At 39.7% G+C, this 16,063-nt stretch carries 14 protein-coding genes; 7 read left to right on the top strand and 7 right to left on the bottom strand.

Going from position 1 to position 16,063, the window contains the following annotated elements; translation table 11 throughout:
• Positions 1-16: 16 nt before the first annotated feature.
• Both ACS5PU_RS23615 and ACS5PU_RS23610 read right to left on the bottom strand, forming a co-directional pair.
• Complete coding sequence (locus tag ACS5PU_RS23615; protein ID WP_439461621.1) at positions 17-1,372, bottom strand: Gfo/Idh/MocA family protein; 1,356 nt, start codon at positions 1,370-1,372, stop codon at positions 17-19.
• 338 nt (positions 1,373-1,710) lie between these two features.
• On the bottom strand, positions 1,711-4,392 hold the full coding sequence (locus ACS5PU_RS23610) for a valine--tRNA ligase (protein WP_439461620.1): 2,682 nt from the start codon (positions 4,390-4,392) through the stop codon (positions 1,711-1,713).
• Between the two features lie 140 nt (positions 4,393-4,532).
• Between ACS5PU_RS23610 and ACS5PU_RS23605 the strand changes: the two genes are divergently transcribed.
• Positions 4,533-4,742, top strand: coding sequence for a DUF6434 domain-containing protein (locus ACS5PU_RS23605; protein ID WP_439461619.1), 210 nt, complete (start codon positions 4,533-4,535; stop codon positions 4,740-4,742).
• Positions 4,743-4,783: 41 nt separating this feature from the next.
• On the opposite strand, the gene ACS5PU_RS23600 is transcribed toward ACS5PU_RS23605, so the two are convergent.
• The 4 genes from ACS5PU_RS23600 to ACS5PU_RS23585 are packed head-to-tail and all read right to left on the bottom strand — an operon-like array spanning position 4,784 to position 8,824.
• A complete protein-coding gene (locus ACS5PU_RS23600; protein ID WP_439461618.1) occupies positions 4,784-5,425 on the bottom strand; it encodes a Uma2 family endonuclease in 642 nt (213 codons plus the stop codon).
• 38 nt (positions 5,426-5,463) lie between these two features.
• Complete coding sequence (locus ACS5PU_RS23595) at positions 5,464-6,105, bottom strand: Uma2 family endonuclease (RefSeq protein ID WP_439461617.1); 642 nt, start codon at positions 6,103-6,105, stop codon at positions 5,464-5,466.
• Between the two features lie 41 nt (positions 6,106-6,146).
• Positions 6,147-6,788 (bottom strand): Uma2 family endonuclease, encoded by a 642-nt coding sequence (locus tag ACS5PU_RS23590; RefSeq protein WP_439461616.1) that lies wholly within the window; start codon positions 6,786-6,788, stop codon positions 6,147-6,149.
• A gap of 47 nt (positions 6,789-6,835) precedes the next feature.
• The gene (locus tag ACS5PU_RS23585; RefSeq protein ID WP_439461615.1) at positions 6,836-8,824 is read right to left on the bottom strand and encodes a heavy metal translocating P-type ATPase; all 1,989 of its coding nucleotides are present in this window, start codon (positions 8,822-8,824) and stop codon (positions 6,836-6,838) included.
• 352 nt (positions 8,825-9,176) lie between these two features.
• On the opposite strand from ACS5PU_RS23585, the gene ACS5PU_RS23580 reads away from it, so the two are divergent.
• Positions 9,177-11,213 carry a M13 family metallopeptidase gene (locus ACS5PU_RS23580; protein ID WP_439461614.1) on the top strand — a complete coding sequence of 679 codons (2,037 nt, stop codon included), beginning with the start codon at positions 9,177-9,179 and terminating at the stop codon, positions 11,211-11,213.
• A gap of 244 nt (positions 11,214-11,457) precedes the next feature.
• Positions 11,458-12,243 (top strand): DUF2625 family protein, encoded by a 786-nt coding sequence (locus ACS5PU_RS23575; RefSeq protein WP_439461613.1) that lies wholly within the window; start codon positions 11,458-11,460, stop codon positions 12,241-12,243.
• A gap of 86 nt (positions 12,244-12,329) precedes the next feature.
• Here the strand turns inward: ACS5PU_RS23575 and ACS5PU_RS23570 are convergent, their stop codons facing one another.
• Positions 12,330-12,668, bottom strand: a complete 339-nt coding sequence (locus ACS5PU_RS23570; RefSeq protein WP_439461612.1) for an MmcQ/YjbR family DNA-binding protein — start codon at positions 12,666-12,668, stop codon at positions 12,330-12,332.
• Positions 12,669-12,808: 140 nt separating this feature from the next.
• On the opposite strand from ACS5PU_RS23570, the gene mnmD reads away from it, so the two are divergent.
• From mnmD to ACS5PU_RS23550, 4 genes are all read left to right on the top strand, one after another.
• Complete coding sequence (gene mnmD, locus ACS5PU_RS23565) at positions 12,809-13,474, top strand: tRNA (5-methylaminomethyl-2-thiouridine)(34)-methyltransferase MnmD (RefSeq protein WP_439461611.1); 666 nt, start codon at positions 12,809-12,811, stop codon at positions 13,472-13,474.
• Between the two features lie 139 nt (positions 13,475-13,613).
• Positions 13,614-14,561, top strand: coding sequence for an aldo/keto reductase (locus tag ACS5PU_RS23560; RefSeq protein ID WP_439461610.1), 948 nt, complete (start codon positions 13,614-13,616; stop codon positions 14,559-14,561).
• An 80-nt stretch (positions 14,562-14,641) separates the two neighbouring features.
• Positions 14,642-15,751, top strand: a complete 1,110-nt coding sequence (locus ACS5PU_RS23555) for an AI-2E family transporter (protein WP_439461609.1) — start codon at positions 14,642-14,644, stop codon at positions 15,749-15,751.
• Positions 15,751-16,047, top strand: coding sequence for a hypothetical protein (locus ACS5PU_RS23550; RefSeq protein WP_439461608.1), 297 nt, complete (start codon positions 15,751-15,753; stop codon positions 16,045-16,047). The genes ACS5PU_RS23555 and ACS5PU_RS23550 overlap by 1 nt, the downstream gene beginning before the upstream one ends.
• The last annotated feature ends 16 nt before the right edge of the window (positions 16,048-16,063 follow it).

The raw sequence follows: 16,063 nt of genomic DNA, 5'->3' as shown, positions 1-16,063 counted from the left end.
GTATTTCTAGGCTATATTAATATTTAAATACTTTTCCGTTTGCAATTACTTCTTGCCTGCTTTCGTCGAAAACTGCTTTTGCTCCCGTTCTTACAGCTGCATTGGTCATAATATTGGCAATTGAATGCGAATAACCTGCTTCAACAGGTGCGTTTGGTGTTTTACGGCTGCGTACACATTCCATCCAGTTCCGCATGTGGCCAGAAGTAAGCGCATCGCCACCCATACTGGCGCCAGTAGCCGTTTTGATCTCGGTTTTACTTAAATCGAATTCAGGTAAAAGATTGGCTTTCATGCCCATGGCTGCTGCCTCTCTTTCTTTCAAGCCACCTTTAGGCGATACTTTGTTGGTAATTAAATTCAATTCTCCACCGTTGGAATAATACACCTCGCCAACATCTCCAACACTATTTTGCATCCTCGAAGTAAAAGTAACCTGAAAACCATCTGTTGTATCGGGCTGGCCGTAATCGAATACAGCAACCATCGAATCCCAATTCCTACGGCCATCTTTCCAAGTGTAAATTCCGCCGTTTGCCACAACGCTCCGTGGATGTTTCAAATTGGTAAACCAGTGTACGGTATCGATTTGGTGCGACATCCATTGCCCTGGCATACCCGACGAATATGGCCAGAACAGCCTATATTCCAAATATTTCCTTGGATCGAAAGCTTCAACCGGGCGATTGAGCAAAAAGCGTTTCCAGTCAATATCTTCTTCTTTTAGTTTAGCCACCAGGTCAGGCCTGCGCCATCTGCCTGGCTGGTTTACATTCCACACCAGATCAACAGCTGTTATGGGACCAAATTTACCTTCCTGGATGTATTTTGCAGCATTGGTGTAGTTTTCTCCGCTGCGGCGCTGAGAGCCGATCTGTACAATCTGTTTACTTGCTTTTACGGCCTTAAAGGCAGCTTTGGCATCGTCCATGGTTTCGGCAAAAGGTTTCTCTACATAAGCATCACAATTGGCCTTAACGGCTTCTATGGTGTGTAAAGCATGCTGAAAATCAGCTGTACTGATAATTACCGCATCCAGATCTTTGGTGGCATAGAGCTCATCATTGTTGCGGCAGGCTTTAATATCGTGACCGAATTTTTCTTTTAAATGGGCTATCCCTAAATCCCTGCGGTAATTCCATAAATCAGAAAGGCCTACAATATCAAAGTTCAGTTCTTTATTGTGGTTTAAAAAGCAAGGCAAAAGTGTTTCTCTAAAGCGGTCGGAAAAGCCAACAACGCCTACTCTTACCCGATCGTTAGCGCCGATAATGCGGCCATAACTTTTTGCGCTCATCCCCATGGTACCCGCATAGGTTGCTGCAGCAAATATTGCAGATTGTTTAATAAATTTTCTTCTGGAATTTTCCATTTCAGGATATTAGGTTAGATTGATAATATATTGCAGTAATTAAATTTACCGACCTAAAATAGTATTTTAAATAGTTAATAACCACCACCCAATGAGTAATTTTTTTGAAACCTTAAGCCTATTATTTCGATTATTCTTGCCAAATTTAAAACCAGCAAATGATTTGGAGCATTTTTAAATGGTATTTATTTTAATAAAAAATTTTAGGAAAACGATTGAAATAATGCATTTATCAATTATATGCAACAGAAAAGCCCTTCAGAATTTGTTTTCTGAAGGGCTTTTAATGAGAGGCCTAAAGACCTTTAGGTTTTAAAACTTATAGGCCTGTGAGATGATTATTCGCCTAAAATTGCTAAACTTTCTTCAATAATCTTGATTTTTGCTTCAGCATCAGCCTTTTTATTGCGCTCGTTGGCGATAATTTCTGGTTTAGCATTCTGAACAAAACGTTCATTGCTCAGCTTCGCATCAACCGATTTCAAAAATCCCTGGAGGTAAACCAGATCTGCATTTAAGCGCGTACGTTCTGCCTCTACATCAATATTTTCGGTTAAAGGAATAAAGAATTCGTCTTTACCGGCCATAAAAGCCGTTGCGCCAACAATTTTATCATTCACAATTTCGGCCTCTGATACGTTGGCCAATTTGAACACTATATTTAACCATTTTTCGTAATCGATATCCGAATTTACCTTTAAACTTAAAGGCAGTGCTTCTTTCGGTGAAATCTGCTTTTGATTGCGCACATTCCTGATTTCGGCTACAACAGTTTTAATTACCTCAGCATCTTTTAACAACTGCTCATCAATTGCACCGCCTTTAGGAAATTCTGCCACAATACAGCAATCCATTTCGCCACGCTCGACAAACAGATCATCGTGCCACAGCTCTTCTGTTAGGAAAGGCATATTTGGGTGCAATAGCTTAATAATATTTTCGAAGAAGCCTATGGTTGCCTGGTAACTTTCAGCATCAATTGGCTGCTGATAAGCTGGCTTAACCATTTCCAGGTACCAGGCACAGAAATCGTCCCAAACCAGTTTGTAGGTTGTCATTAAGGCTTCCGATAAACGGTATTGTTTAAAGTTGTCTTCAATTTCTACCAAAGCTTCGTTAAAGCGGTTTTCGAACCACGATATGGCCTGTGTGTTTGGATTGATCAGGTTTTCATCAACCTCCCAGCCTTTCACCAAACGGAAGGCATTCCATATTTTCGATGCAAAATTACGGCCCTGTTCACAGTAGCTCTCATCAAACATCAAATCATTACCAGCAGGCGATGACATCAGCATCCCCACGCGAACCGCATCTGCACCGTATTTTTCAATCAGGCCAATCGGATCGGGCGAGTTACCCAACGATTTAGACATTTTACGGCCTAATTTATCACGTACAATGCCGGTTAAATAAACATTCGTAAAAGGCTTTTTGCCCATAAACTCATGTCCGGCCATAATCATACGCGCAACCCAGAAAAACAAAATCTCTGGTGCGGTAACCAGATCGTTGGTTGGGTAGTAATAATTAATATCCTTATTGTTGGGATCTTTAAAACCATCAAAAACCGAAATTGGCCATAACCAAGAGGAGAACCAAGTGTCCATTACATCCTCGTCCTGTCTTAAAAACGGCTCTAACTGGTGTTTGAAACCTAATTTTTCTGTATCTGAACAGTTTTCATCCAAATGTTTTTTCTTCCAGAATTCTTCCAGGGCTTCATCTTTGGTTTTGGCAACCACCCAGTTCCCTTTATCATCATACCAGGCCGGAATCCTTTGCCCCCACCATAACTGGCGCGAAATGTTCCAATCGCGAACATTTTCCATCCAATGGCGGTAGGTGTTTTCGAATTTATTCGGAATCAGATTTACATCGCCGTTTAGCACATCATCCAAAGCCGGCTGTGCCATCTCTTTCATCTTCACAAACCATTGCATGGAAAGTTTAGGTTCAATGGCAGCATCGGTACGTTCAGAAAAGCCAACCTGCGATTTATAATCTTCAACTTTATCCAAATGACCAGCTTCTTCGAGCATTTTGGCAATTTTTTTACGGGCTACAAACCTATCTTCGCCCACTAAAATTACCGCCAGTTCGTTTAAAGTTCCATCATCATTTAAAATATCGGTAACTGGCAAATTGTGTTTTACGCCAAGCTCATAATCATTTAAATCGTGTGCCGGTGTAACCTTTAAACAGCCCGTACCAAATTCAATATCAACATATTCATCCTCAATAACCGGAATTTCGTGGTTAACAAGCGGCACAAAAACTTTTTTACCTTTTAAGTGCGTAAAACGTTCATCGTTCGGGTTGATACAGATTGCAGCATCGGCCATAATTGTTTCCGGCCGCGTTGTAGCTACAGTTAAATATTCTGGTTCATCTTGATTCTGATTACCTGATACGTGGTATTTAATATAATAAAGTTTTTGATTTACCTCTTTACGGATAACTTCTTCATCAGAAACGGCAGTTTTACCCGCAGGGTCCCAGTTTACCATCCGGATGCCACGGTAAATCCACCCTTTTTTGTACAAATGGATAAACGAATCGATTACCGCTTCAGAAAGATCTTCTTCCATGGTAAAACGCGTACGGTCCCAATCGCAGCTTGCACCCAGCTTTTTAAGCTGTTCTAAAATGATACCGCCGTATTTTTCCTTCCACTCCCAGGCGTATTTCATAAACTCATCACGCGAAAGGTCTTTCTTGTTGATGCCCTGTTCTTTTAACATGGCTACAACTTTTGCCTCGGTAGCGATAGAAGCATGGTCGGTTCCGGGTACCCAGCAAGCATTTTTGCCCTGCATACGTGCTTTACGGATCAGCACATCCTGAATGGTATTGTTTAACATATGCCCCATGTGCAGCACACCCGTAACATTTGGCGGCGGAATTACGATGGTGTAAGGCTCGCGCTCATCAGGTTCTGAATGAAAAAACTTTTTCGATAGCCAATAGCTATACCATTTATCTTCTGTTTCTGCAGGATTGTACTTGGTGGAAATGCTCATGAATTATATTAAAAGCCCAAAAATAGCTAATTAAGCTGAAAGACCAAAGCAGAGCCTGACTAAAGCTGAAAGACTTATGAAAGATTAAATACCCTGTAGCAAATACACTTAAAATCAATATAAAATACCCAAATTAGTTTATGGTCAAATTTGATTGGCATTCGGAGCCGTTAAATAACGAGACGGTAATTACCAAAAGTTACAAAAACACTCAAAATGTTAGGCGTTATTTTCAATCGCATTTTGGCGCAGATTGGAAAAATAACCGAACTTTTATGGCTTGGTTTAAACTAAATGTAGGAAAAACACTAAAAGATGCGGCGGAAGAATTCAGGAGCAATCATTTATGAAATCAAATTTACTAATTGACCTAAAATATCGGTGAAGTTTATTAATCTAAATCGTTAAAAACATCATCTAAAACCAGTTCGAAACCAGGCAGAACAGCGGAAGTTACTTTTTCGCTCAGTGTAAATATTTTGGAAGGCTGGAATTTGCCCTCATCATTTAAGGTGTAGATTAAAATACTTTGGTCGCTTTGGCTAACTACCCAATATTCTTTAACCCCAAATTCTTCGTAAACTTTATATTTATGCAGCAGTTCCATTTTGGTATTGCCCGGCGATAAAATTTCGACAACAATATCAGGTGCGCCAATACAGCCACGGGCGTCTAATTTACTTTTATCACAGATAACGCAAATATCAGGCTGTAGTACAGTATAAACATCTTTGTTGGCCTTGCTTCCTTTTGGAAAACGGACATCAAAAGGAGCAGCATAAACTTTACAGGGCTTGCCTTTTAAAAAATTGACTAATGGGTTTAGTAGGTTTATGGATACTTCTTGGTGTACCCTAGACGGAGCAGGGCTCATCTCAAAGATTTTGCCAGCAATTAGCTCCACTCTTTCAGGAAAAAGCCAATTTAGGTAACTTGCGTAGCTATAGGTTAACGACACATCAAGCTCGTTGAACTGCCTAACAGGCTCATCTATTTCATCTAATATTGGATATGGAACTGTTTTTTTTGACATTACCGAAATATACTGATTTGTTTAGCAAACGTAACAGGTTATTTAATATCTTCGAAAACATCATCCAAAGCCAACTCAAAACCCGGCAATACAGATGAATGGATTTTCTCACTAAGTGTAAATATTTTGGAAGGCTGGAATTTGCCCTCATCATTTAAGGTATAGATTAAAATACTTTGGTCGCTTTGGCTAACCACCCAATATTCTTTAACTCCAAATTCTTCGTAAACTTTATATTTATGCAGCAATTCCATTTTGGTATTGCCCGGCGATAAAATTTCGACAACAACATCAGGTGCGCCGATACAGCCACGGGCGTCTAACTTGTTTTTATCACAAATCACGCAGATATCTGGCTGTAGTACGGTATAAACATCTTTGTCGGCCTTGCTTCCTTTTGGAAAACGCACATCAAATGGAGCAGAATATACCTTGCAGGATTTACCGTCTAAAAAATTACCCAATTTAAGAAATATGTTGCCTGCAATTTCCTGGTGTACCCTTGATGGCGCCGGACTCATTTTGAAAACCTTGCCCTTAACCAATTCTACCCTTTCTGGGAAAAGCCAGTTTAGGTAACTTGCGTAGCTATAGATTAAAGATACATCAAGCTCGTTGAACTGCTTAACAGGCTCATCTATTTCATCTAATATTGGATATGGAAACGTTTTTTTTGACATCACCCAAATATACTAATTTGTTTAGTAATGAAAATGATAAATTATTTAATTTCTTCGAAAACATCATCCAAAGCCAACTCAAAACCCGGTAATACAGAAGATGTTATTTTTTCGCTCAATGTAAATATTTTGGAAGGCTGGAATTTGCCCTCATCATTTAAAGTGTAGATTAAAATACTCTGATCGCTTTGGCTAACCACCCAATATTCTTTAACCCCAAATTCTTCGTAAACCTTATATTTATGGAGCAGTTCCATTTTGGTATTGCCCGGCGATAAAATTTCGACAACAATATCAGGTGCGCCAATACAACCACGGGCATCCAATTTACTTTTATCACAGATAACGCAGATATCTGGCTGCAATACAGTGTAAACATCTTTGTCGGCCTTGCTTCCTTTCGGAAAACGGACATCAAAAGGAGCAAAATAAACCTCGCATGGCTTGCGTTTAAGATAGTTAATTAAAGCATTTGAAATATTCCGTGCAATAACCTGGTGTACCCTTGATGGTGCCGGGCTCATTTTAAAAACCTTGCCCTTTACCAACTCTACCCTTTCAGGAAAAAGCCAATTTAGGTAACTTGCGTAGCTATAGATTAAAGATACATCAAGCTCGTTGAACTGCTTAACAGGCTTATCTATTTCATCTAGTATTGGATATGGAACTGTTTTTTTTGACACAACCAAATATACTAAAATTAATAGCAATACAAAACAAAGAGATTTACTTAAAATTTCATTTTTTGAATTCTAACTGCGTTTAATATGGCCAGCAAAGCTACACCAACATCTGCAAATACGGCTTCCCACATGGTTGCCACTCCACCTGCTCCTAAGATCAGCACCAGGGCCTTTACAGCAAAGGCGAGTATAATATTCTGCAGCACCACATTTTTAGTAGCCTTACCGATTTTAATGGCTGTTGCAATTTTTGAAGGCTGATCTGTTTGAATAACCACATCAGCGGTTTCAATTGCGGCATCACTTCCCATCGCCCCCATCGCAATACCAATATCACTAATGGCTAAAACAGGGGTATCATTTATCCCATCGCCAACAAAAGCCACTACACGGTCTTTGTCTTTTTTAATTTCTTCCAGTTTGGCCACCTTATCTTCAGGCAATAAATCACCAAAATAAGAATCGATACCCAACGTAGTAGCCACTTTTTTAACTATTGAGGTTTTATCGCCGCTTAGCATTACCACCTGCCCGATGCCACTTTTATGCAACTGCTTAACGGCTTCTGCGGCATCTTCCTTGATTTCATCCGCAATCAAAACATAACCAGCATATATTTTATCAACAGCCAACACAACAATACTTTCTTCAATAGTTGCAATTTCCCGGTCAAAATCAATATTAAATTTTGCTAATAGCTTTACATTTCCAGCCAAGATTTCTTTGCCCTTAACCATTCCTTTCAAACCCATTCCAGGAATTTCGGTTATATTTTCTGCTGGGTGGATTTCTAGTTTACCGGCATGCGCTACTATGGCTTTGGCAATTGGGTGTGTCGATTTAGCCTCAACTGCTGTCAGTAATTGCATAAATTGCGTTTCATCAATCTTACTGGCTACTTTTTGCACCTTGAAAACACCTTTGGTCAGGGTTCCGGTTTTGTCCATTACAACCGTATTGAGTTTGGTAATTAAATCTAAAAAATTAGATCCTTTAAACAATATGCCATTTGCCGATGCGGCGCCTATACCACCAAAATAACCTAACGGAATAGAAATAACCAAAGCGCATGGACAGGAAATAACCAGAAAAACCAACGAACGGTACAGCCAGGTTTGAAAATGATATTCGCTGCCCAATATTAAAACCGGGATGGTAACCAGTGCAAGCGCCAGAAAAAACACAATCGGTGTGTAAACCTTTGCAAACTTGCGGATAAAAAGCTCCGTTTTAGCTTTACGGGCAGTTGCATTCTGAACCATTTTCAATATGCGCGACAATGCACTATCGGCAAAGGCCTTACTTACCTTTACTTCGATAACCTGATCTAAATTTAACATCCCGGCCAAAACAGTTTCACCTGTGTAAAAAGTTTTCGGTTTGCTTTCGCCGGTTAATGCAGCGGTGTTAAAACTACTTTTTTCCGATTGCAGCACGCCATCCAAAGGAACTTTTTCGCCTGCTTTTATCTGGATAATTTCTTCGATCTCTACCTTTTCAGGATCTGTGGTTTCGTATTTACCGTTTCTTAAAACATGTGCAACAGCTGCCCGCACATCAAGCAGTGCCGAAATATTTCTTTTTGCACGGTTTACCGCAGCCATCTGGAACAGTTCGCCAATGGTATAAAAAAGCATTACCGTTACCCCCTCCGGGTATTCGCCAATGGCAAAAGCACCAATCGTAGCGATTGACATCAGAGAAAATTCTGTAAAAAAATCTTTGGCTTTAAAAGTTCCCCAAACTTCTCTTAAAACCGGGATACCCACAGGCAGATAAGCCAAAATATACCAGTATGGTCTAATTATCTGAAAAGCATGAACTTTAAAAAGTTGATCGAAGGCAATTCCGATCAGGAGCATAACCAGTGTTACAATGGCAGGCAAATAAGTTTGAAATGCAGATGGATCTCCACCATGATCGTGGTCGTGCGCATCATCTTCACCGTGCGAATGATCATGACCGTGATGATGTTGGGCTTCGGAATGTGCTTTACTACTGCAACAACTGTCTTCTTTATCGTGTGTGTGGCTCATTATTATCTTATGCTAAACGTCTATGTTTTAACGTCTTTTCGGATTGCGTTGCGTTAAGGTATCACAACCTAAAAATCAAATTTATGGAAAATAAAATGGTTTATCCCGAATCATTCTTAATAGCAATTATTTTTACAAGAACACAATAAATAGTGTTAAAAAATGTTAATACAGTATAAAAAGTTCAAAATCATGAAATCGATTAAAATTTCATTTTCAGCATCCGAGCTCATTAGGCGTTTGGGTTTAGCTAAAATTTACTACTGGTTTAACAAGTAATATTTCTAATATATTGCCATAGTATTGATTAGTATTTCATAAATTTCGCATTATAAACTAACTTATTAAGCGAATGAAATACCAAAATTTGAAAAGATATTTTGCGGCACTGGGTATAGTCGCTGCTGGCTTTTCTGCAAATGCACAAACCACCCGAAAATTTATCGATCCGGCCAATATGGATTTATCTGTTAAGCCTGGCGATGATTTTTACCAATACGCAAGTGGTACCTGGATAAAAAACAATCCCGTTCCCGCCAAAGAAACACGCTGGGGTTCTTTTAACGAACTTCGCGATTTTAACATCAATGCCGTAAAAACGCTTGTTGAAGATGCTGCAGCTGATAAATCTGCGCCTACCGGATCAGTTAAACGCAGGGTTGGCGATTTTTTTGCCGCCGCAATGGATTCGGTAACGATTGAAAAATTAGGCTACACCCCAATTAAAGCCGATTTAGAAAAAATTAAACAGATTAAGGATATTCAGGGCGTTTTAGATCAGGTAGCTTATATGCGTGTAAATGGCCTGGGTGGCGCAATGTTTGGCGTTGGTGTAGGCCAAGACCGTAAAAACGTTAATAAATACATGGTTAATATTGGTCAGGGTGGCACTACCTTACCAGATCGCGATTATTATTTAAAAGATGATACCCGCAGTGTTAAAATCCGCGATGCTTACAATACCTACATGGTTACCTTGTTTAGTTTAACAGGAAGCAGCCCCGAAGAAGCCAAGCAGAAAGCAGCAACGGTATTTAAAATTGAAAAACAGTTTGCAGAAGCTCAAATGAGCAGACTGGAAATGCGCGATCCTTATGCAACCTACAATAAACTTACCGTTGCCGATTTAAATAAGAAAACCCCCGATATTAACTGGGCAACTTATTTACCTAAATTCAAAATTAAAGGCCAGGATACTCTATTGGTTTCATCGCCTAAATTTTTGGCAAGTGTAGATGGGCTGTTAAAATCGGTTCCTGTAGCCGATTGGAAAACCTATTTGGAATGGAACATTTTAAAAGGTTCGGCATCAAGCCTAAGCTCTCCTTTTGTGAAGGCAAACTTTGCATTTACACAGGCACAAACAGGCCAAAAAGTGCAAACACCACGCTGGCAGCGCATGTCATCATTAACCGATGGCACAATTGGCGAATTATTGGGTCAGCTTTATGTGGCCAAATACTTTAAGCCTGAGGCAAAAGCACGTATGGACGCCATGATTGTTAACTTGCGTAAAGCATTCGAAATCAGAATAAAAGGATTAGAATGGATGAGCGATGAAACCAAGAAAAAAGCCCTGGAAAAACTAGCTGCCTTTAAACCGAAAGTTGGCTATACCACCAAATGGGAAACTTATACCGGATTGGAAATAAACAGAAATACCTATTTTCAAAACCTGCGTAATGCAAGTGTTTGGGCTTATAATGAAAACGTAAACAGATTGGGTAAACCTGTTGACCGTAACCGCTTTGGCATGACACCGCCAACGGTAAACGCCTCATACAGCCCAACCATGAACGAAATTACTTTCCCTGCCGGAATTTTACAGTTCCCGTTTTTTGATCCAAATGCTGATGATGCGTTGAATTATGGTGGAATTGGTGCGGTAATTGGTCACGAAATGAGTCACGGTTTCGATGATAGCGGCAGTCAATATGATGCGACAGGAAATTTAAAAAACTGGTGGACCGCAGAAGACAAGGCTAAATTTGATGCCAAAACCAAAGCTTTGGGCGAGCAGTTTGATGCATATACCGTGTTAGATACCGTTCATGTAATCGGTAAATTAACCATGGGTGAAAACATTGGCGATTTAGGAGGCTTAAATGCGGCCTATACTGCTTTTAAAATGACTAAACAAGGCCAAAGCAATGAAAAAATTGATGGTTTTACACCAGATCAACGTTTCTTTCTGGCTTGGGCACAAGTATGGAGAGGCAATATTTTACCAGAAAGTGCTGCGCAGTTAATTAAAACCGATCCACATTCACCTGGCCCGTACCGTACCATTGGTGCACCGGTAAATATGGATGCCTGGTACACGGCTTTTGATGTTAAACCTGGTGATAAGCTTTATAAAAAACCAGAAGATAGAATCAGAATGTGGTAATTTTGAGTTAGAAAGATTTCCTTTCGAGCTTTAAAACATATTGATATCATCCCTATATTGCAAGCGTCCCGAGATTAATCGGGACGCTTTGTTTTTATTGGTGTGATGCCAACCATCTATGTTACCATCTGACATTTCTAGCCGCCACGCTAATCCGTGTCCAAAACAATCAAAAAATCAGCCAACTACTTTCAGCAATTCTTAATTATCATTCTATCTTTGGAAAAACATTAGCATCCACTACATGAAAAGCGCGATTAAAACTCTTTCTATTATTGGCTTAACCTTTCTTTCGTTAACCGGTATGGCACAAAATAAACTATTTAGTGCCGAAGAATTGATCAACAAAAAAGATCCGGCATGGCCCCTGGTAAAAAAATGGGTCGATTCGGCTAAAAATAAGGTCGAAACTCTTCCGCTTGATACCGCAAAAGCGAAAGAAGTGCTTTACAATACGCAGATTTCTACCTACTCTACACTGGGCTCGGTAATTTACAATACCGGCGGCATAATGGTTGATAACGGCTGGATCAGAATTTTAGGTTCAGGTAGCGAACGCCTGCCACGTTCCGTATCCGAATGGAACAAAGGGAAAACCATAAAAGAATATGGTGATAACCTGCCCTACCTCCTGATAGCCGATGATGCAGTGGGCGGCTTTTTTGCCATTAATTATGGCGGCCTCGGGCCAGATATCAAAAACGTGTATTACCTTGAACCAAACAGTTTAACCTGGCAGCCACTTGGTGCAGGCTATGGCGAGTTTTTGGTATTCTGTTTTGACAGTGATCTGTCTAAATTTTACAAAGGTTTACGCTGGAGCACATGGAACCAGTTTATTGCCAATTTAGATGGTAGTAAAACCTATAGTTTCCGTCCGTATTTATGGGAAGAAGGAACAGATATTGAAAAATGTACCAGAAAATTGGTAGGCATTGAAGAGATGTACAAATTTAATATCATGAAATCGAAAGAACTGAAAGCAGCAGGGGAAACAAAAAAAGAAGAACCGAAAAACGAACAGCAATAAAAGAGCTGGAAAATGTGAGGTGCAAGATGTAAAATGAACTCATCAACAACCCCAGCCGTAAAGCAAAAAATTAAACTCAGGTCAGATTAAGCATATTTGGCCTGAGTTTTTTTTGGCAGTTTGGCCAAAACCATTGCCCTTGATGCTGCTACCCTCTTTTTAAGCTCTGTATCATTAAAAACTTCGAGGTTATCAACGCGTATCCATTGGCGTTTGGCCATGTGGTGTGCCTGCTGTATGCCGTCTCTTGCCGTTAAAGCATCAAACTCCTCAGGGTCGCATTTGATAGAGAAGCTGTTATCCTCATCAATCGCAATGATAAAATACATTTTTTCTTCAATCATAAAGCACAAATGCCCCCATTTCATGCCTTCTGTTGTACCCGGTAAAGCCAGGCAATATTCTCTAAACGATTCGATATCCATATTTCAAAGCTAACAACAAAACATTAAAGAGAAAAGTAAATTGGCCGTACTACACTACTGCCTTTCTGATTTATCCAGAAATCATATCAATCCTGTGCCTATATTTACACCATTATCCTGAAATTAATAAATCCTGAACTATGAACGTAATTACCCAAACAGCCGATGGCTCCAACACGCTTTACAATGAAACCATTGGCGAACATTATCATAGCAAACATGGTGCGTTGCAAGAAAGTAAGCATGTTTTTATTGATGCGGGATTGAAATTTGCTTCGAGCGGAAAATCTGAGATCGCTATTTTGGAAATTGGTTTCGGCACGGGACTGAATTTTATTTTAAGCCTAGCCTACTGCATAGAAAATAACATAAAACTCGATTATACCAGTATTGAAGCCTTTCCCTTAACGAAAGACCTCATCGAGCAAACGGGCTACAGTGAATATGTACCAGAAAATGTTTGGAATACTTTTATGGACAATTACGATCAGGCATTGCTTGCTGCACAACCGCTCCCACAAATTGGCCAGCTCGAAATACCCCATAACACATTAGAGGCTTTCCATACAGACAAAAAATTCGATCTTATTTATTACGATGCCTTTTCTGTTCAGCACCAGCCCGAAATGTGGAGCGATGAAATTATTGCCCACGCCTGCAGTTTCTTAAAAGATGGAGGCACTTTTGTAACCTATGCCATTACCGGAAAACTAAAAAGAGCCGTAAAAGCCAATGGATTTAGCATCGAAAAATTACCAGGTGCACCAGGAAAAAGAGAAATGCTAAGAGCAGTAAAAGGGATGTGAGATGGAAAATGGATGAGAGAGGATGGAATGATAAGATCAACGATCCAACTCACATCATCACATCATTTTGACACAATTTCGACTTCCGAAAAAAACTACCGGCCAATAGATTTGTTAAAATACCATTAACATTCATATCATGGAAAAAAGAATATTAGGTAAATCAGATTTAAATATAGCGCCCATTGTATTTGGAGGAAATGTTTTTGGCTGGACCATCGACCAGCAAAAATCGTTCGACATTTTAGACCATTTTATAGCGGCCGGTTTTAATTTTATCGACACCGCTGATGTGTATTCGCGCTGGGTACCTGAAAATAAAGGCGGAGAATCGGAAACCATAATAGGCAACTGGTTAAAAAAACACAACAAACGGCACGATGTGGTTATTGCAACCAAAGTGGGCTCGGATATGGGCCAGGGCAAATCGCTTAAAAAAGATTATATCATCAACGAAGTAGAACACTCTTTAAGCCGTTTGCAAACCGACTACATTGACCTGTATTTTTCGCATTACGATGATGAACAAACACCCGTTGAAGAAACCTTAAGTGCATACGAAAGTTTGATCAAAGATGGTAAAGTACGCTGGATCGGGGCCTCAAATTTCTCTGCCAACCGCTTAAAAGAATCACTTATCTTCTCAAACGAACATAACTTACCGCGCTACGAAGTCTATCAGCCGGGCTACAACCTGTACGACCGTGAAGGGTTTGAGGCCGAACACGAAAAAATCTGTCTCGAACATAATTTGGGAGTGGTTACCTACTATTCGCTGGCAAGCGGTTTCTTAAGCGGAAAATACCGCAGTGAAAGCGATCTAAATAAAAGTAAACGCGGCGGCGGGATTAAGAAATACCTTAACGAACGTGGTTTCAACATCCTAAAAGCATTAGATCAGGTTGCAGATAAACACCAAGTAGAACAGGCATCGGTAGCTTTGGCCTGGTTAATTTATCATCCATCGGTTACCGCACCAATTGCCAGTGTTACCGATTTAAGTCAGTTAAAATCCTTTACCGAAGCCGCAAATTTAAAACTCGATGCCGAAGATATTTCACTTTTAGATAAGGCAAGCATTTATTAAGCGAATAATCTATTATATTTAAATGCCTGATCGAAACAATTCATCAGGCATTTTGTATTAAACAGGATTTTAAACTTTTTATGAAAGACAAATTATCTTTTCTGCCAAAACTAGCACTTGTTCTGTTCTGTTTAATCAGTTTAACCTACATTGCTATTTTGGGGCAATCGTTGCTGGCCCCTCTTCTATTTTCGTTTTTAATGGGTATTTTATTGCTGCCTGTTGCCAATTTTTTAGAACAGAGGTTTAAGTTCAAAAGAAGTTTATCTACCCTGTTATCGGTGGTGTTAATGATTGCCGTAATTGGGGGCATTATTTACTTTTTTGGCAATCAGCTAAGCGATTTATGGGCCGATTGGCCTTTGTTAAAAGAAAAAGCCAATGTTTCTTATCACGAACTGCAGCACTGGATTTCGAAAACCTTCCACGTAAACTCAGAAAAACAACTTGCTTATTTAAATGATAGTACAGAGAAAGCACTGGCCACCAGTGCAGCCATAGTGGCCACCACATTGGCTACTTTATCTTCTACCCTATTGTTCTTGGGCTTTACACTTTTGTTCACCTTTTTTATCCTGAACTACAGAAGGATATTGTTTACTTTTTTAACTTCTGTTTTTAAAGAAGAACATAAGGAAAAAGTAACCGAAATTGTCGGCCAGATTCAATATATCATTAAAAAGTACATTATTGGCCTTTTCTTACAGATGTTGATCGTTACCGTTTTAATGATTGCTGTATTAAGTTTACTGGGGGTTAAATACGCCGTTTTACTGGGCTTGGTAGCCGGTATTTTTAATGTGGTTCCTTATTTAGGGATATTCTTTGCCCTACTGATCAGCTGTTTAATCACTTTTGCAACTGCAGGCGCAGGTAAGGTTTTACTTGTGCTGGTCGCTTTTGTGGGCGTTCATGCCATCGATGGCAACATTTTAATGCCTCTGGTGGTGGGCTCAAAAGTTAAAATCAATGCACTTTTTGCCTTTATCGGTATCGTTGTTGGCGAAATGATCTGGGGTATTTCGGGTATGTTTTTGTGTATCCCATACCTGGCTATGCTTAAAATAATCTTCGATAGGGTTGATACCCTGAAGCCTTGGGGCATTTTAATGGGCGAAGAGCATAAACCCGAAAAGAAAAAGCGTGTTTACCGGATCACTAAAAGAATTAAACTCGAAGAAAAAGACTAATGGCCGAAAACCGCTCGCCACATATTTTAAGTACCTCGGCCAATTTGCTCGGCATATGCTTTATTGTACTCACTTCTTTAAAAAAGCTGAACCTTACTGATGGCTCGCTCATTGATGAATTTGCCGTGGCGGCGGTAATGTTTTTTATGACCAGCTGTATTTTATCCTTCATTTCTATGCGGAAAGGAAACAGCGTAAGCCAACGCCTGGAAAAAACTGCCGATTTTATTTTCCTTTCAGGATTGGTTGTACTGTTTATTGCAACCATATTAATAGCTTTCAATATTATTACCTGATACAAGCTTATTTTAA

It is taken from the genome of Pedobacter sp. GSP4 (assembly GCF_051857575.1).
Lineage (GTDB): Bacteria > Bacteroidota > Bacteroidia > Sphingobacteriales > Sphingobacteriaceae > Pedobacter.
The sequence above is the reverse complement of the archived record's forward strand: the minus strand, read 5'-3'. Positions and strand labels throughout refer to the sequence as shown.